General features: G+C 37.1%; 12 protein-coding genes. 3 read left to right on the top strand and 9 right to left on the bottom strand.

Annotated features, from left to right (window positions below):
• Window positions 1–1,995: glycoside hydrolase family 9 protein (locus tag BM305_RS06700; protein WP_177214593.1), on the bottom strand; the 1,995-nt coding region annotated here is incomplete at its 3' end.
• A gap of 90 nt (window positions 1,996–2,085) precedes the next feature.
• Window positions 2,086–4,764 (bottom strand): glycoside hydrolase family 48 protein, encoded by a 2,679-nt coding sequence (locus tag BM305_RS06685; protein ID WP_177214592.1) that lies wholly within the window; start codon window positions 4,762–4,764, stop codon window positions 2,086–2,088.
• Between the two features lie 399 nt (window positions 4,765–5,163).
• On the opposite strand from BM305_RS06685, the gene BM305_RS06680 reads away from it, so the two are divergent.
• From BM305_RS06680 to BM305_RS06670, 3 genes are read left to right on the top strand one after another with little or no spacing between them, the layout of a single operon-like run.
• The gene (locus tag BM305_RS06680; RefSeq protein WP_092559924.1) at window positions 5,164–6,009 is read left to right on the top strand and encodes an Ig-like domain-containing protein; all 846 of its coding nucleotides are present in this window, start codon (window positions 5,164–5,166) and stop codon (window positions 6,007–6,009) included.
• Window positions 6,010–6,037: 28 nt separating this feature from the next.
• Window positions 6,038–6,931: a LysR family transcriptional regulator gene (locus tag BM305_RS06675; protein WP_092559923.1), complete on the top strand. Its 894-nt coding sequence runs from the start codon at window positions 6,038–6,040 to the stop codon at window positions 6,929–6,931.
• Window positions 6,931–8,661, top strand: coding sequence for a S8 family peptidase (locus BM305_RS06670; protein WP_177214591.1), 1,731 nt, complete (start codon window positions 6,931–6,933; stop codon window positions 8,659–8,661). Before BM305_RS06675 ends, BM305_RS06670 begins: the two co-directional genes overlap by 1 nt.
• Window positions 8,662–8,704: 43 nt before the next feature.
• Here BM305_RS06670 and BM305_RS06665 read toward each other — a convergent pair whose 3' ends face one another.
• From BM305_RS06665 to BM305_RS06635, 7 genes are all read right to left on the bottom strand, one after another.
• Window positions 8,705–9,895 carry an iron-containing alcohol dehydrogenase gene (locus tag BM305_RS06665; protein WP_092559921.1) on the bottom strand — a complete coding sequence of 397 codons (1,191 nt, stop codon included), beginning with the start codon at window positions 9,893–9,895 and terminating at the stop codon, window positions 8,705–8,707.
• A 157-nt stretch (window positions 9,896–10,052) separates the two neighbouring features.
• Window positions 10,053–10,667 carry a hypothetical protein gene (locus tag BM305_RS06660; RefSeq protein ID WP_092559920.1) on the bottom strand — a complete coding sequence of 205 codons (615 nt, stop codon included), beginning with the start codon at window positions 10,665–10,667 and terminating at the stop codon, window positions 10,053–10,055.
• Window positions 10,668–10,737: 70 nt separating this feature from the next.
• Window positions 10,738–13,029, bottom strand: a complete 2,292-nt coding sequence (locus BM305_RS06655; RefSeq protein ID WP_177214590.1) for a putative bifunctional diguanylate cyclase/phosphodiesterase — start codon at window positions 13,027–13,029, stop codon at window positions 10,738–10,740.
• 37 nt (window positions 13,030–13,066) lie between these two features.
• Entirely contained in the window at window positions 13,067–14,761 is a 1,695-nt protein-coding gene (locus BM305_RS06650; RefSeq protein ID WP_092559918.1) for a methyl-accepting chemotaxis protein, read from the bottom strand.
• A gap of 11 nt (window positions 14,762–14,772) precedes the next feature.
• Window positions 14,773–15,846 carry a GGDEF domain-containing protein gene (locus BM305_RS06645; protein ID WP_177214589.1) on the bottom strand — a complete coding sequence of 358 codons (1,074 nt, stop codon included), beginning with the start codon at window positions 15,844–15,846 and terminating at the stop codon, window positions 14,773–14,775.
• Between the two features lie 50 nt (window positions 15,847–15,896).
• Entirely contained in the window at window positions 15,897–17,402 is a 1,506-nt protein-coding gene (locus BM305_RS06640) for a cobyric acid synthase (RefSeq protein ID WP_092559916.1), read from the bottom strand.
• Window positions 17,365–18,435: a pyridoxal phosphate-dependent aminotransferase gene (locus BM305_RS06635; protein ID WP_092559915.1), complete on the bottom strand. Its 1,071-nt coding sequence runs from the start codon at window positions 18,433–18,435 to the stop codon at window positions 17,365–17,367. Before BM305_RS06635 ends, BM305_RS06640 begins: the two co-directional genes overlap by 38 nt.
• Between the last annotated feature and the right edge of the window lie 2 nt (window positions 18,436–18,437).

Here is an 18,437-nt window from a genome sequence, read left to right as displayed (position 1 = left end):
TGTTGGTGTTACTACTGGTGTTGGTGTTACTACTGCACTGCCGTTTGGTTCTTTACCATATACTAATACACCATCATCATATACTGCCATATTAGGATTATTTACGCAGCTATTATTAGATGTTCCTGTAAGTCCCTGGAATGATGGACTAGTAGTGTAATCCCATAAACAAGGTGCTTTAATTCTGAACTGGCATTCACTTCTTTGTTCACTTTGTCCACCTGGATATATTTTAGCTCCTACTAAGCTGATTTCAACGTAATAAATTCCCTTTTCTTCATCCCATGGTTTTAATGCAGAGATTGTTTCACCATGTTGTTTGTAGTTAGCAGAAACCTCCATGTTGCTTGCGCTATATCCGGCAGCAATAACCTGGCTGATATCTACAAAATATCTATATGTCAGCTTGTCAGTAATTCTTGCAGGCCAAGCAGTATGATTAAATACTACTGATTTAATTTCAATAAAGCTTCCTGTTGTACGTAAATCCTGAGCATTGATACCAGCTTGAAGATAAATTTCCTCTCCAACTGTTTCTACTGCTGATACATTACTAAGAACTGTTCCGCCGTACTCTTTATACATTTTTGCCATTAATCCTGTAAATCCAGCATTGTAATCTGTTGCTACTTCATTGTTTACATAATTTGTTCTGTCATCTGTATAGCTGTCATCTGAACCTGGTCCACCTACTAATGCTCCTACTAATGTATGTCTATTTGTTGCAGGTGCTCCGCCACAGTTATTTTCCCAGCCGCCATGTGCTGTTCTGTGGTGAGGATTAACTGGTGCGTTTTCTCCAAATCCACATACAAAGCTGCGTCCTGTGCTTCCTAAACAATAATCTGCCTGTGCTTTTGCAAAAGCTTTTAATTGTGTTGCCAAAGTTGCATCACAATCTGCTTCTTCTGCATAAACACTTGCTAAAAATGCTTCTGTACTTGCATATCTTAAAGAACCCCAAGTATCTCTAAATGCTAATCCTTTTGGAGTGTAATTTATTTTTTTGCCATTCAATCCAACTGACCAGTATTTCAGGTTATTTTCAATAGCTGAAACATATTTTGCATTTTGTGTTAATCTTGCAAGAAGTAACGATGTACCAATTTGTTTATTATCCCAGCTCTGAGTCCAGTCATAAGAAATGTCAGTTGTTCCTTGAATCATTTCCCAATTGTTGGAGTAAGTCATTGCTTTGTTAAGATAAGATTCCTCTCCTGTTTTCATGTAAATCCATGTACTTGCCCATGAAATATCATCTGCATATCCACTGTAAGATCTGTAATATGCACCTGCTACGGAATTATAATAAGTATCACTAGCCATTGTTTCTGCCAATGCTAATAAGCTTTTTGCTTTTGCAATACAAGTAGCTGCATAGGCTGGATCACTTTCTGCAAAAATAACAGAAGCTGCTGCCAAAGATGCTGCTGTGCTGGCTGCAACACAAGAACCTGGATGACTTGCATCTACATAATAAGATGGTCTATCCATTTGCATAATTTCTGCTGCTCCCCAGAATGCATGATCAGCACCACCATCTCCTACCTGGAAATAGTACTTGTCTGCTGTAGGATGACATTTAATAAAATAATCGTTTGCAAATTTAATTTGCTCTAATATGTATTCATCTTGACCTGTCTGTTGGTAAACTTCTGGATCTTCATAATAGGACCATGCTAACATTGCAGCAGTATAAGACATAGGAAGGTTGAATTTCACATGATCACCAGCATCAAACCATCCTCCTGTTAAATCCAGACCATTATCCTGTCCATCTGTCAGACAGGTATCTGAACGCCAGTTTGTTCTAATGTCATCCTGTAAAGGACCAGATTCCTGAAGTTCATAGAATACTAATGATTTTTGAAGAACTTCTGCATAATTATAAGAAGAAGCTGCTAAAGCTCCTGCACTTTTACCGCCAACCGCAATACTACTTAATGCTAAGGATGCGATTAAGGTAGTTCCTACCATTTTCTTAACTAATTTCATAATTCCCTCCTTATGAGTAAAATCCCGGCAGCTATGTTCCTGCTGCCGAGATCCTTGGTTTATAAGTTATTTATTGTCTCAATCCTCTAATTAGCTTGGAATATTACCATCTACTAATACACCATCATATAATACGGCTGGACCGTTTACATATGAGTAGTCATTAGACTGGTTGTAGTTTGCCCAGTTGGACTGTGCAATACGTACAGCTAATTGAACCTGACCTGCTGGAGTTAAAGTTACGCCTGATGCATTGAATGTAACTTCTACATAGCAGTTAGCAGTTGAAGTAGGATTGCTCATAGTTACAACATTGTATTTTACATTTGATGTTAATGCTGCATACCATGGAGCTACAGTTGTTTGTAATGCTGCATGGTCAACATAAACGTTTTGTCCAGTTGCTCCATCAGATGTGAAGTAGTAACGTAATGTAATCTTAGATACATCTACGCTGCTTTCAGTTGTAGTGAAAGTGAAGTTTCCACCAAGTGTATTGCTGGATGCTCCGCCTTGTGGGCTGAAAGTTACATTTACATCTTTACCTGTTCCTGCTGTTGGAGTAGGTGTTACCACTGGAGTAGGTGTTACCACTGGAGTAGGTGTTACTACTGGAGTAGGTGTTACTACTGGAGTAGGTGTTACTACTGGAGTAGGTGTTACCACTGGAGTAGGTGTTACTACTGGAGTAGGTGTTACTACTGGAGTAGGTGTTACTACTGGAGTAGGTGTTACCACTGGAGTAGGTGTTGGATTTGGATCTGGATATCCTTCTGGGAACAGAATTGCTAATGTACCATTTGCTACAGCATATTCTACTTGTGCCCAGAATCTATGATATCTCATAGTGAAATCTGTTCCACTCTGGTAGCAGGATAATAATCTCTGGAAGTCAGGATCATTTGCATACTGTGGACGTAAGTCATAGAATGTCACACCAGATTTAATCTGTGCACCTGTTGCAGTTGTTCCTGTAAATCCTGCTGGTACATATACTTCTTGTTCGAAGAAACGGTCAAAGGAACCGCAAACTTCTACTGTAGAAATACCCTTAGAATCTGAGTAATTATCATTAATGCAGTCAAGAAGTCCTTTTGCTGTATCATAGTATACTTCAGCGCTTGTAGCTGGAGAATACTTAGTAGTTGCTGCTGCATAATATAACAATGCATTTGCTAAGGAACCAGCAATACCAAGATCCTGTCCGTATGCTTTTACTTCTACATGAAGACTTGGATTTCCTGTAGATGTTCCTGTCCAAGTATCTGGCTGTCCTTCCCAGTCAATTGTTGATGGAATTTCAAATGTTCCATTGTTGAACAAATGAACTTCTGACTGAGCCCATGCTGCCCACTTGTCAACTAAAGCTTTAACCTTAGTATCTCCTGTGTTGTAGTAGTATTCACACATACGTTGCATTGACCAAGCCTGCATACCAAACCATGTGTTACTTCCTGGATCAGCATATACTGGATTCTCTAAATATGCCATTCCGTAGAATGTGGAAGTTCCTGCTGGATATGTGCTGTACTGACCATTGTAGGAGTTTGTACAACCACCTGCAATCGCACCTTCAGCTGATTGTAACCATGTATATAATTCAATCTGTCTCTGCAAGCTCTTAGCCCAGTCGGACTTAGCTGTAGCAGACTTTGGAATAAACTGTGTATCATTTGATAATACCCATGCAGCCATTGGATTCTGATATCCAAAGTGAGAATGAGAAGAACCAATTCTCCAAGCCCAAGTATCAGTTGTTGCACCACCCCATGAATAGTACCATGACATTAAGTAGTGAGCTGAATCACGGCCACTTGCTGGTGTAGTAGATTGTGCACCAATCTTCATAAAGTATTTATCAAAGAATGAGTATCTTAAATAGTCACCCATTTTACTAGCTTTTGAAATCAAAGCACTGATATCAGTATTTGTTTCAGCAGCCCATCCTTTTGCTTGATACATAGCTTGAATCAAACGTGCATCAGCATCAGGAGCATTTGTATAACGCCATTGTTTTGCATAACTGTTATCAATTGTGAATAGTGGTAAGAATCCGCTGGAACCACCCCATTTGAATGCTTCCCATGATGGATGTGGAATTGTTTCCCAAGTTGATTCCTGCTCACCACGTTGGAATGTATTGATGTAAGATGGAGTAGTTGTTCCATCTCCTCTTTGTCCATAACCATAGAAGTTATCAACGTCGATTAACCAATGCATACCATAAATTTTTGATGTACCATATGTATTAGTCAATTCATAGTAAAGTGGATCTTGTCCAACGCTTTTGCCGAATTGTAACTGACTTGGATATTGATCTGGTGTACCATATTCATTTGCTAATGTAGCTGGACTGGAAGGATTGTATCCTGTCTGTCCTGGCTGATCTGCATCTGTTGGAATATAATATTTTTCAACTACGTCCCAAGCTTTTGTAAGTCCGGACCAGTTTCCTGAGAATTTACCGTTCATAGCTTCAAGCCATACTAAATAACTTGCTGCTTCAGATGTTGACTCATGTCCTTGATCAGGAGCTTCAACTAACATAGTTTCGATTGAGTGGTAAGGAATTCCCTGGCTATTGAAATAACCATTGTTTGTATCTTTCAGTTTGCTGTACATATCAAGAAAACGTTGTTCATAAGTAGCGCCAACACTACCACTTGCTGCGCTTACAGTTGCTGATGCTAATGGAGATACACATTGCACACCTACTAATAGTGTAGACCCCATAACACAGATTGCCCTTTTTAACTTCTTATTTAACATTAGACTCCTCCTTAAAAAATTTATTTACAATGCTTATTATAAAACTTCTAGAGGACAATTCAACATTTTGTGGCTATTATGTAGCATATGTTTACACGAAATGCAATTACGCCGTTTTTTTATGCAAACACACCAAAAAAAGTCGATAAAACTATATATAAGACAATGTTTTTACTAATTTTTATAGACCCACTTTTCTCTGCATGCCTTAATTTCATTGTGTATTATTTACTTTTTAGGCACAAAAATGATGTATTTATTATACATTTTTTTACTTGCTGAAAATCTGGGATTTGTTATTATTTTCTTTTTATGATACAATATTAAGTGATTGCTTTGTACTATATTGTGAATAGATTTATATAGCGGATCTGCCGCTGGAAAGAAGGTTTTATTGTTATGAAAAGAAGACTTTTGCCTATTCTTATCATACTGAATATTTTTTATAATGCACTATTTTCTCCAAATTCATCTATTCTCGTAAAAGCTGCTGATCCTGGCAATAATACCATGGAACATCCAAAAGAAAACGAAGAAAGGAGTCAGAACAGGATAACAAAAACTGAACCCGAACCAACAGCTTTTCCACCTGTAGGACCAGTTTATATGCCCGTTTTTCCTATTCTTCCAAGCAGCCCTCCATATCATTCCGTTGTTCCTGAGAAACCTGTTATTCCTCAGAAACCAGTTGTTCCTCCAATAGAAACTACCGAGCCCAACACAACTACATCTGAAACAGCAGAGAGCAAGTCTGCTTATCTCTCGCAGGTAACCGTTGCACCAACAAAAGAAACCATATATCTGGCTCAGACTTCAAAACTGTCATTAAGATATCCAAAACAGCTTTCTATTGGTGATATAAAAATTACATATACCTCTAATGATAAAAACATACTTTCCGTATCTAAAAAGGGCGTAGTTACAGCAAAACATGCTGGCATTGGTAAGATTACCGCAACCATCAGTATTTGTGGAAAAAGCAAACGAGTTGTCTCTCGTATTGTTGTGAAAAAACCTTATATTTCATTTACAAAAAAAGTATCCTCTTTATCCGTGAGAAAGACTTATACTTTTCAGGCCGTTGGATTTGGATATGCTGACCCGGTTCAATATAGTGTTTCCGATCAGCGAATTGCTTCTATTAACAAAATTTCCGGGAAGTTTACTGCAAAACGAAAGGGAACTGTATACGTAATTGCAAAAACTGGTTCCTCATTAAAGAAATACAAAGTTCGAATTAAGTAAATATTTTTTCTGCAAAGGATGATTTCTTATGACACTAAGACATATGAAAATTTTTGTTTCGGTATGTGAATTTAAAAGCATGACAAAAGCTGCAAATCACCTATATATGACACAGCCATCTATCAGCCAGGCTATTAAAGAGCTAGAAGAGTTTTATGGTATTACTTTATTTGAACGGCTAAACAGAACACTCTACCTTACATCTGCTGGCGATACTTTATACCAGTACGCATTTCATATTGTAACTCTATTTGAAGATGCAGAACGGTGTTTGAAAAATTCTGATTCACTTGGTATTTTGAAGATTGGTGCTAATATTACAATTGGAACTACCCTGATTGCTGATTATATCCATCAATTCCATGAGCTGTATCCTGATATTACTGTAAATGTTACCATTCAAAACTCCGTTACAATCGAACAGATGATTTACAACAATGAACTTGATTTTGCGCTAGTCGAAGAACTGCATCGAAACACTTATTTAAAAACAAAAATATTTTGCTCCGATCGAATTGTAATTGCTGCTTCACCAGAGCATCCATTAGCAAGCAAAGACACCTTATCACTTAGCGATATTTTAAAGGAACCTTTACTTGTACGGGAAAAAGGTTCTGGAGTACGTGATTTATTTGAGCAGATTGTGTTAAGTGAAGGTTATTCTTTAAACCCTCAATGGGAAAGCTGTAGTTCAGAAGCACTTATAAACGCTGCCAGCAATAAACTAGGACTTGCCATTCTTTCCTATCGCATGATTTCTCAGAACCTGCATAAAAAAGAATTAATTGAATTACATGTAGAAAACTTAAATCTACACCGCAATCTTATGGTGGTATACCACAATAACAAATTATTAAGCAAAGCTGCACGTTCTTTTATTGAAATATGCATAAACAGTGGTCTTTCTCATATAATAAATTAATGATTATTGGGATTGGAGAAACACAGGTGGATCCAGAATGCCGAAAAAGAATTATTAGTGAAGCTTATGCTGACTTTATGATTGATTATGGGGTAAGTTTAGATACAATCGTTGCTAATTTAGGAGCATGCTACGAACCTCTTATTGAAGATACTGCTATAGCGTATGTTCCCATTGAAAATATTCCAAAAAATTTTTTTCAGCTCTATGGCTATGGTGCCTATCCAAACTGCTATGGTCTTTTAGACATTGGCAGCCTGGATGCTTCAGGTGTTTCAAAAATACAAAACATACCTAATTTTGATTTGTTTGGCCAGGGAGTACTGATTGGCCTCGTAGACTCTGGGATAGATTATACTCACAGTACTTTTCGCAATGTAGATGGCACTTCAAAGATAGCCGCTATATGGGATCAGACTATTGAAAGTGATTCTTCTCAGCCAGAAGGCTTTAGCTTTGGAACAGAATACACTCAGTCCCAGTTAAACTTTGCTTTAACCAGTCCTGACCCTTTTTCCGTTGTTCCTTCCACCGACGACGTTGGACATGGAACTTTTTTAGCAGGAATTGCTGCTGGAAATAGAATCGAAAGCAATTCCTTTTCAGGTGTTGTGCCAGATGCCCAACTGGCAGTTGTCAAGCTAAAACCTGCAAAAAAATATCTGCGTGACTTTTGGCGTATTCCTGACGATGCTGTTTGCTACCAAAAGCATGACTTGATTCACGGCATAAATTATCTTGTAAAGCTGGCTGAACAGCTGAAAATGCCTATATCAATACTTATTGGAATTGGAACTTCCCAAGGAGCCCATGATGAACGTGGAGCATTAAGCAGCTATCTTTCTACCATTTCGACTAAAAAGGGAGTTTCTCTTACCATTGCAGGTGGAAACGAAGGAAATACAGGCCACCATTATTACGGCACAATTGAAAAAGAAGAGGAATTTGATGAAGTAGAACTAAAGGTTGGTCCAAATGAACAGGGTTTTTCTATGGAACTATGGGCAAAAACACCAACTACTTTTTCTATTGATCTCCGTTCTCCAAACGGTGAATATATCGCACGGATTCCAGCGCGGTTAGGTGAAAGCAGGGAAATAAAATTCATCTTGGAGTCAACGGTAATTAATGTAGATTATCAAATTGCAGAATCCCAATCTGGAGATCAGCTGATACTGGTACGATTTCGAAATCCCAGCGAAGGCATATGGAAATTCAAGGTGTACAAAAGTGGAAATCTAGCACTAAATTATCATATATGGCTGCCCATGTCAAAGTTTTTAAATTACAATACTTTTTTTATAAAATCAGATCCGAATTATACCTTAACGTCACCTGGTAATACCTTTATACCAATTGTGACAACTGCCTACAATTACATTGATAAAAGTATTTATTTGGAATCTAGCCGGGGCTTTATGCGAAATGACAATATAGCTCCCACTTTGGCTGCACCTGGCGTAAATATGATTGGACCAGCACTACAGCATGGTTATACCATTGGAAGTGGAACAAGCATTTCGGCGGCTCACACTGCTGGTGTTGCCGCAATGTTTCTGGAATGGGGCATTATAAGAGGCTTTTTCCCTTCCATGAGTACTGTTGAAATTAAAATACTGTTGATACGTGGGGCACAAAGAAATCCTAATCTGAGTTATCCCAACAAAGAATGGGGTTACGGTATTCTTGATTTATATAATGCCTATGTCAGCTTACGTGGAGATGAATAAGAGGATGCCCTGATAATCAAGCATCCTCTTACTTACCCTTATATTAAAAGTTTACGTCTTCTCCATAATAACAAGCAGTTAATAACTTTTCCATCTCTTCCTGGCTTGGTGTTCTTGGATTTGAACCTGTACAAGCATCTGAAATCGCAAGAGCCGCAATCGCTGATAACTTATCATTAAATTCCTTTTCATCAATAATGCCGCCCTCATATTCCTTAATACTATTTGGAATACTTAATCTTTCATTCATGGCCTTTAATTCTGCTACCAGTGCAGCTACCAATTCCTCTGTTGAATCACCCTTTAACCCAATAAAACCTGCAATCTCTGCATAGCGCTCTGCTGCTTCTGCATTTTTTGCATTAAACTGAATTACCCTTGGTAAATACATAGCATTCGCGCAACCATGTACAATATGACCACCACTATATGCAGCCCCTGTCTTGTGCGCCATAGAGTGGACAATGCCTAATAACGCATTGGAAAATGCCATACCTGCTAAACACTGTGCATTGTGCATACGTTCTCTTGCATCCGTGTCACCTTCATAGGATTTTTGAAGATACTTATGTATCATCTTAATCGCATGTAATGCAAGTGGATCTGTATAGTCACAATGTAAAGTAGAAACATAGGCCTCAATTGCATGAGTCATAGCATCCATACCTGTATGCGCAGTTAATTTTGCTGGCATAGTCTCAGCTAATTCTGGATCTACGATAGCAACGTCAGGTGTTATATTAAAATCCGCTAACGGATATTTTATTCCTTTTTCATAGTCAGTAATTACACTAAATGCAGTAACTTCTGTAGCTGTTCCAGACGTAGACGGAATAGCACAAAACTTTGCCTTTGTACGCAGTGCTGGGAAATTAAATGGTACAATTAAATCATCAAATGATGTCTCAGGATATTCATAGAATGCCCACATTGCTTTAGCAGCATCAATTGGGGAACCTCCACCCATAGATACAATCCAGTCGGGCTTAAATGCTCTCATTGCCTCAGCACCACGCATAACTGTTTCAACACTTGGATCTGGCTCAACATTTTCAAAAAGCTGAACTTCCATACCCGCTTCCTCTAAATACTTAACAGCTTTGTCTAAGAAACCAAAACGCTTCATAGAACCACCGCCGACTACTACAATTGCTCTTTCTCCCTTCAAGTTCTTAAGCTCTGCAAGAGAGTCCTTGCCATGATACAAATCTCTAGGTAATGTAAATCTTGCCATAATAAATTCCTCCTAATTGTATTATTTGTTCTACCAATGATGCACTTTGAACCTACTATACTGCATATTTATCCATTGTATTCTATCAGACTATCGGGCTATATAATAATCTTTGACTATATTTTAACACTCTGCCAAAAAATTGTAAATACATTTGTCATATTATTTTCTTGTTAAAACTTTCCTCTACTGCTGCTGGATCTAAAAAAACTATTTCATCTATATCCAATAGAAATCGCTCTCTTGGCGTCATTTTATAGTTTGGCTGAATTGCATTAAAATATTCTCTATAATACATTTTTAAGAACAAATAATTAAGCTCTTTCAAAGAAGCATATCTGCCTCTTTCCATCCTGCACTTCCACTTTGTAAAACACTCTTTCCATCTGTTTACTTTTCTAAAAAACAGCTTTTCATCTACATAAACAGTACAAATTCCTATCCCTTCAAACACTTTATAAAACCTGCTCATTTCAGAGAAATACTGTTTCGCCATTACAATTTTTTCAGGTATACCATATGTTTTCAATGCGCTCTTTGTTGCATTTTTCACAGTGCATGGACCATCTGTTAGAAAAAGCTCTCCGTATAACAGCATTTCACTTACGTAATCTTCAATAAATAGCAGGCTGGTCTTGGTTCTGCATCCATTTAACAAAACAACTGGACCTGCCAGCTCACCTGTAAGCCAGCAGTCATTTACATGGCTTTCCCCTCTATTACCCTCTTTTTTCTTCAAGTTCTTTACCATTTTTTCATTTCCTTTCCACATTTTTTCCTCTTAATGGTATCAAATGCTTTCTTTAAATACTATTAAAAAGCTATGTGGAAATAGATATCACTTATTTGGCAGATTTAATCCACTGCTCATATGCCTGCTCTGGCAACATTGGTCTGGCAAAATAATACCCTTGTATTTCATCACATTCTAGTGTTTTTAAACATTCCCACTGCTCTTTTGTTTCAACACCTTCGGCAATGACATGGATCCCCTTTACTTTGGCAACCCTGACAGCTGTCTGCACAATAGCATAATCATAAGAGTCTTGGGCAATATGATCCACCAATGGTTTGGCAATCTTTATTCTATTAACCGGAAGATTTTTTAAGTAATACAAAGAAGAATATCCTGTTCCAAAATCATCTATTGCAATAGAAATTCCCATATCTCTAATTTTTTTTAACGCAACAATAATTTCCTTATTTTCTTCCAGCTCAATGCTTTCTGTAATCTCTATTTCTATAGATTCTGGTGCCACATCATATTTTTTAAGTGTATCTTTCAAATCCAATATAAATTTTTTTTCATTTAACTGCTTCACAGAAACATTAATTGCCATTCTTAGTTTATAAAAGCTTTTTTTCTGCCACACTGCAATCTGCTGGATTGCTTTTTGCATTACCCAGCCTCCAATCGGTTTAATAAAACCTGTTTCCTCTGCAATCGGAATAAACTGACCAGGAGATATCCATTCTCCCCCCTTTGTTTTCCATCGTATTAATGCTTCAAATCCAATCAGACTTCCATCCACAGCAAGGACTTGTGGCTGATAACACAAGAAAAATTCTTCCTCACAAATAACCTTTTTCAGCATAATCTCAATTCTATTTTTTTCAAATATTATTTCACCTAATTCTTCATCAAAAGCTCTTGCCTGGTTATACCCTTCTGATTTTGCCTGTAGCATGGCTAAGTCAGCATTCTTAATAAGTTCCTCACAGCTTCTTGCATCTACATGAAACATAGATACGCCTATATTAACGGTAACACGTATCTCATATTCTTCAATCTTATATAAATCACTACTGAGCTGAATCAGATGTTCTGCAATTTCCATTCCTCTCTCTATACTATAAATTCCTTTCATAGAAATAATAAAAACATCTTCTCCGTAAGAAGCCAGTAAATCTTCTTCTCCATAACTATATTTATTCAGCCTTTTTCCAACTTCAGTCAGTACCTTTTCTCCAATATCATTTCCAAACATTGTTTTAATTAGTTTATATTTATTAACATCAATATAAAATACAAGAATTGTTTCCTCTTTCATTAACTGTTTTGCCTGTTTGTTTATTTGCTCCAGAAAATATCTCCTGCTGAGTAGACCTGTTACAACGTCCCGTTTTAATAAATCATTTAATTCCTTTGTTCTTTCTTTTACTTTCCCTTCTAACTCTGCATTTAAGTTCCGTTCCCTTACCAATAATTCATCCCTGTAAATATTTTTCTGGGTATAATTAGATATTACAAAGTAAACCATAATAATAGAAACTAGCATAAGTAAATATTCTGCTTGAATTCCTGCAAATATAATTAATAGCAAAGGTGCGGCAAAAAGCAGTACCCCATTTCTTTTTCCAACATCCCAGTTTGTCTCTACTTCGGCTTCCTGTACATTCATCTTCTCTTTTAGTATGCTTCCAATTGCCAAAAATGCAAATGCCATAACATATCCACCGTCTAATAATGAATTAGGTTCATAGACCGAATAATAATATTCATAATAATATATAATGTCGACTATAACAAATACCAAGCTGCCAAACAATGTAATTTTTAACGATAGTGCCATCTTGCCTTTTCGTATGGAAAAAAACCAAATGCAGTTCCATATAAATATTAGCAAATCAATAAATAGAGAAAGCATGGCCACCCAGTCATTTTTCACTAACATGGCGTTCTGCAAATTACGGTTTAGAAATATAACCCATACCAAAATCATACTACACAGAGATACAGCAAAGGCATCAATTAGGACCTGTATCCCCCTCCATCGTTTTAATTCTTGATAGCCTAATACTACAAAACTACTAATCATGAATAAATTGGTGGCTGAATAACCATAGGTAATCACCAGATTTTCATTGGGATCTGTCTTAAGTATCAGATCTGAAATGCACCACATGGCATCACATAAAAACCATGAAAAAACGCTGAGAAATAAAAGTATCCCAGCCCTTTTCTGCAAGGTTTCCTTTTCTTTCAAATAATATCCTTTTCGTATATAATACGCTGCTATTACTGTAACAATTGGAGATAATATGTTCCCATAAGTATTAGATTTTAAAACAACACTAGCAAAATAAGACGCATATAGTACCATTGTCAGAATAAATTTTGAAATTTTCTTCAAATTCATTCCTCCCTACTTTCATGTACAGCTGTAAAAACTAAATATGAAAAAAACCAGCCATTTCATTTAGCTTTACTGCACTTTCTTTATTTTCGTTTGCCTGTTGAACCACATCACTAGTTTTGGCAGCTATCTCGGATACTTTTGTTGCAATATCCATAGCGCCTTCAGCACCTTCACTGGCGGCTTTTGTTATTTCATCAATGGCGTTCCGAATCTGCTTAATGGATTCATAAAGTTGTTCTGACGTATATTTTATATCTATTACAACCTCCTGTACCATGTCTGCATCTGCTGCATACTGATTACTTGTCTGCATCAAAACCTCATAGTCCTTAATTACCTGATTGTCTACAAAATCCAATAAACTTTTTGAATCCGTCACCACACTTTTTACCGCATCCGACACATCATTGGTAATCTCATCAATCTGAGAAACGGCAGATTTTGAATTTTCAGCTAAAACCCGTATTTCTTCTGCCACTACAGAAAACCCTTTTCCGGCTTCACCAGCTCTTGCTGCCTCAATTGCTGCATTTAATGCCAGCAGATTTGTCTGTGACGTAATGTCTAATATGGTTTTAGACAGAACTCGAATTTCTTCAATTGCATTTGTTTTCTTAATGGATTCTCTTAACTGCTTATTCGTAACCTCATACAGCTCTGTTGCACTTTTTTGCGATAAAGAAGTTTCTGATTTTAATTTTGATGCTCTCTCCTTTATTTCCTTTGCAAGCACCTCACCACTTACTGCCTTATCTTTCATCTGGGTTACTTCATTTTCAATTTCGTATGTGGACGCATTCATTTCCTCTGTTGACGCAAAAGTTTCCTCCATTCCCGCTGATAATTGCTGAGTTGTAGCGGAAATATCTTCTAAATTTCCATGTACATATTCTGTACTTTTCACTGAATTCTCTGTAGATTCTTCAATTCTGCTAACTTCCAGCTGTATCCCCTTAATGATATCTGCAATTTTTTGCTGCATATGAAAAGAAGAATTGGCAATCTCGCCCACCTCGTCCTTACGTTTCAAAACCTTCTTTTCAAAATGAAAATCAAAGTCCCCCTGCTCCATAGACTTCATACGCTCTTTTACTAAAATGATGCCTTTAGAAATGGCATTACCTAGAAGGTATGATACAACCGCACCGGCAGCTATCATGATGATAGACAACCCCAACATCCATTTTATCGCATCTGCAATTCTGTTCTGCACAACGTCTGTGTAAATTCCCACAAACCACATGCCAACTACAGTTCCATTACCATCTTTGATTGGTACATAATAACTTTGTGCTGACTTCCCTAAAATTACAGCTGTCCCTTCATATACCTGTTTTTGTTCCAGCACTGTCTGGATTACATCCTCTGACGCTTTTGTATTTACTTTTCTCTCTCCCTTTTCATCGGTAACATTCGTTGCTATTCTGGTGTCATTCAAAAATATAGTTGCCAGGACCTCTGTCTGATTGGTAAACGCGTCAATCACTTCAAAATTATTGTTTATTACGGTATCACCTTTAAAAAGCTGATCTCCTTCTACCTTCCACTCGCCTGGATATCTTGCATCCAGTAACTGATAGCCCATATTGGAGTAATTTCTCAATTCCTCTCCGTTTTCTGATTTTACCAAATCATTTACTTCAAAGTAGAAAAAACTATTTACAGTAACAGTTAATCCCAAGATAACCACAACTGCTGCAATTATAATTTTCCATTTTATCTTCATAGTTACGCTCCTTACAACTTAAATTTTTCTTCTATTTTGATTTCATCAAAAAAAGTGACCTGGTTTCTGCCCTCTCTTTTTGATGAATACATAGCACTATCTGCATTTTTTAATAGTTCTTCTGCACTTGTTCCACTCTTAGGAAACTCTGCAACCCCAAAGCTGCTGGTTACGGTAAATTTTTTCTCTTCCTGACAAAACACACTGCTCATCAACTCTTCCCTAATTTTATTCAGATATTCCAATACTCCTTTTTTATCTATCTTCTGCATAATAATTAATCCAATCTCATCTCCTCCAAGCCTCCCAATGATATCCTCTTCATGTAATTGCTTCTTAATTCGTTCCACCAGTTCGATTAGTACAAAATCCCCTATCTGATGTCCCAGCGTATCATTAATGGTTTTAAAGTTATCAATATCTATAAACACCACGTATATTTTTCTTTCTGTGTGCTTGAAATTTTCTACCTGCATAGCTAATTCTCCGATAAACATTTTTCTATTTAAAACCTTCGTCAAATCATCGAAAAAGGCCATTTGCTTTAATTCCTTTTCCTTCTTTTTCAGCATTTGGTTTTGATTCATTAATAAAATATTCTGTTCATTCATATTTTTTTTGTACTTATGCAGCAGATTAACAACAAGAAATGCTGCTCCATACGCAATGATCCCTGGAAGCGGCCTTGTGTCCATATTTACATAAGAATAAATAGACGTCAAACTGAACGAATATGTAACCAGCACTAAAGCTGTATAAAACCCCGTTTGAACCTTACTTAATGCAAGATATACTGCAATTAATAATTGAAACTGAGCGAATACCCCCTGCACCGAATTCGTCATTAATTCTACTTTACCTATGTGTATAGATTGTTTCCCTCTGCTCATCGTTATTAATAAAACGGATAACAGAATATACAACACTATACTAACGCAGTTCATTACTGCTCCCAGCCTTTTGGGAGCATCTTCATTTTGTTTCTTTTCCCCAAGTCTTCCCATACCGTCATCTTCCTTTACATCTTCAGCTATATTGCCAATAACACTACATCTTTCTAAATAGATATTATACCACAAATACATAATATTGCACATGTTTTATTCCGTGGAAGCAATATTGCACAAAAAAACTGTCAAAAAATAATCCGATATATCTTTTCCATATCCAAATATGTCCTTAAGGTATCTGCCAGTATATCATACTGCTGCTCCTTATATCTTGCAAAGTCCATCAGCTCCACCTCTGGCAGTGATAATCCTTTTTCTGCTGCAAGGGCAGCTACAAGCTTTTTCACTATCCGTTCTTTATCGAAAATACCATGTACATAAGTTCCAAATACATTTTCCACAAATCCACCCTCTGGTTTGTTTATTCCTTCGCTGTCATTTATATTATGTATACAAGCCACTGGCAGCATAGGGTGCACGCATACTGTATTTCCCATATGAATTTCATATCCTTCAAACTCCTCACCCGAAAGTTCTTTTAGTAACCCTTCCATCGTCTGAAAGCTCCCTCTTACCCTAGTTCGCGTCTTTTCCCTTTGAAAAATAGTTTTCACAGGAAGTAAGCCCATCCCTGAAATGGTGCCACCCTCTTCTATTCCCAGTGGATCGCAAATTTGTTGTCCCAGCATCTGATAGCCACCACATATGCCAAACACCAGTTTTCCTCTGGCAGCAGCCTTTAAGACAGCTGCTTCTAATCCATTTTGGCGCATCCATAAAAGATCTTTCATTGTATTTTTTGTTCCTGGTACTATAATCATATCTGGATTTTTCAAATCAGCTAAGCATGCTGCATACCGAAGAGACACTCCCTTTATATTTTCCAATATGTTAAAATCTGTGAAATTAGAAATTCTAGGAAGTCTAATTACTACAATATCTATTGCTTCTACATTCCTTTTTACTGTAAATCGGTCTGATAAGCTATCCTCATCTTCCAAATCTATCTGCATAAATGGCGTAACTCCTATAACTGGAGTACTTAACCGTTCTTCCAGCATATGCACTCCTGAATCCAAAATAGTTTTATCACCACGGAATTTATTGATAATTAATCCCTTAACTCGTTCTCTTTCTTCTAACTCCAACAATTCCATGGTTCCAACTAACTGGGCAAATACACCGCCTCTGTCAATGTCTCCTACCAAAAGAACTGGTGCATTTGCCATTTTTGCCATTCCCATATTCACAATATCTTCTGATTTTAAATTAATTTCAGCTGGGCTTCCAGCCCCCTCTATTACAATAATGTCGTATTCCTCTTCTAATCTTCGATACGCCTCCATGACAGAAGGAATCAATTTCTTTTTGTATTGAAAATATTCCCTTGCACTCATGTTGCCAATTACCTCACCATTGACGATAACCTGTGACCCAACATCATTTGTTGGCTTTAGTAAAATAGGATTCATCCAGACAGATGGCTGGATTCCTGCTGCCTCGGCCTGCATAACCTGTGCCCTTCCCATCTCAAGACCTTCCTCTGTTATATAAGAATTTAACGCCATGTTCTGAGATTTAAACGGTGCCGTCTTGTAGCCGTCCTGGGCAAAAATACGGCAAAGTCCAGCTGTAAGAAAGCTTTTTCCAACGTTAGACATCGTTCCCTGTATCATAATTGATTTTGCCATTACCTTGTACCTCCTTCAGTACCTTAATAAATTCTATATTTTCCAGATGGTTTTTTACAGCAATCCGGTAATATCCTTTTTCTAAACCTCTATAATTACTGCAATCTCTAATTAGTATCCCTTTTTCCAAACATTTTTCGTACAAATCTGGCTCTGCCGAAAAAAATAAATAATTTGCCTTTGAACCTATTACAGCAAGATTTAGCTTTCTAAACTCATGAAACAAATACTGTCTTTCCTGATTCAGTACTTCCATGGACTCCCTTACATAATTCGTTTCCTTTAATGCCGCAACCCCCGCCATCTGTGCCAGCAGTGAAACGCTCCATGGCTGACATACCTCTTTCATTTTTTTGATCAAATCTTCATTTTGGCAAATTCCATATCCCAAACGTACTCCTGGCATGGTATATAGTTTTGTAAATGCTTTTAAAATAAAGATATTTTTGTATTTCTTCCATTTTTTCTTTACAGAATAACATTCCTCTTTCTTTACAAAATCCATAAAGCATTCATCTACTACCAGCAGGGAATTGTGCTGCCAGCACTTCTCAATTATTTTATCTAGCAACCCTGCTTCTATTAAATGTCCTGTAGGATTATTGGGATTGCACAGAAAAATAAGTTCAACATCTCCTGTTATCTGTTCCAGAAAATCCTCCTGCAACAAAAAACCTTTTTCCTTTTTTGTCTGAAAATAATTAATATGGCACTTTACCACATTTAACGCCTGCTCGTATTCAAAAAATGACGGAACTGGCAGCAATGCCTTTTGGGGCTGTACAGCTAATACAAGGGCATAAATTAAATCAGCCGCTCCATTTCCACAGATAATTTGTGGCATTGGAATGTTTTCTTTTTCTGATATAGCCATCCTCAGTTGGGTGCAGTTTGTATCAGGATACTGGTGACACAATCTGGCTCCCTTCTCCAAAGCTTCTATTACTCCGATTGGTGTTCCCATTAAATTAACGTTTGTAGAAAAATCCAGTATTTTTTGATAATGATAAATGTCCCCGCCATGCTGATACATAG

It is taken from the genome of Anaeromicropila populeti, from assembly GCF_900112775.1.
In the GTDB taxonomy this organism is placed as follows: domain Bacteria; phylum Bacillota; class Clostridia; order Lachnospirales; family Lachnospiraceae; genus Anaeromicropila_A; species Anaeromicropila_A populeti.
Note: the sequence above shows the minus strand (reverse complement) of the source record. Positions and strands in the feature narration are given on the sequence as shown.

Excerpts from the sequence above, each read along its gene's own strand:
- BM305_RS06685 (WP_177214592.1), bottom strand. The coding sequence starts at position 4,764 with ATGTTAAATAAGAAGTTAAAAAGGGCAATCTGTGTTATGGGGTCTACA.
- BM305_RS06680 (WP_092559924.1), top strand. The coding sequence starts at position 5,164 with ATGAAAAGAAGACTTTTGCCTATTCTTATCATACTGAATATTTTTTAT.
- BM305_RS06675 (WP_092559923.1), top strand. The coding sequence starts at position 6,038 with ATGACACTAAGACATATGAAAATTTTTGTTTCGGTATGTGAATTTAAA.
- BM305_RS06670 (WP_177214591.1), top strand. The coding sequence starts at position 6,931 with ATGATTATTGGGATTGGAGAAACACAGGTGGATCCAGAATGCCGAAAA.
- BM305_RS06665 (WP_092559921.1), bottom strand. The coding sequence starts at position 9,895 with ATGGCAAGATTTACATTACCTAGAGATTTGTATCATGGCAAGGACTCT.
- BM305_RS06660 (WP_092559920.1), bottom strand. The coding sequence starts at position 10,667 with ATGTGGAAAGGAAATGAAAAAATGGTAAAGAACTTGAAGAAAAAAGAG.
- BM305_RS06650 (WP_092559918.1), bottom strand. The coding sequence starts at position 14,761 with ATGAAGATAAAATGGAAAATTATAATTGCAGCAGTTGTGGTTATCTTG.
- BM305_RS06645 (WP_177214589.1), bottom strand. The coding sequence starts at position 15,846 with ATGTATTTGTGGTATAATATCTATTTAGAAAGATGTAGTGTTATTGGC.
- BM305_RS06640 (WP_092559916.1), bottom strand. The coding sequence starts at position 17,402 with ATGGCAAAATCAATTATGATACAGGGAACGATGTCTAACGTTGGAAAA.
- BM305_RS06635 (WP_092559915.1), bottom strand. The coding sequence starts at position 18,435 with ATGTATCAGCATGGCGGGGACATTTATCATTATCAAAAAATACTGGAT.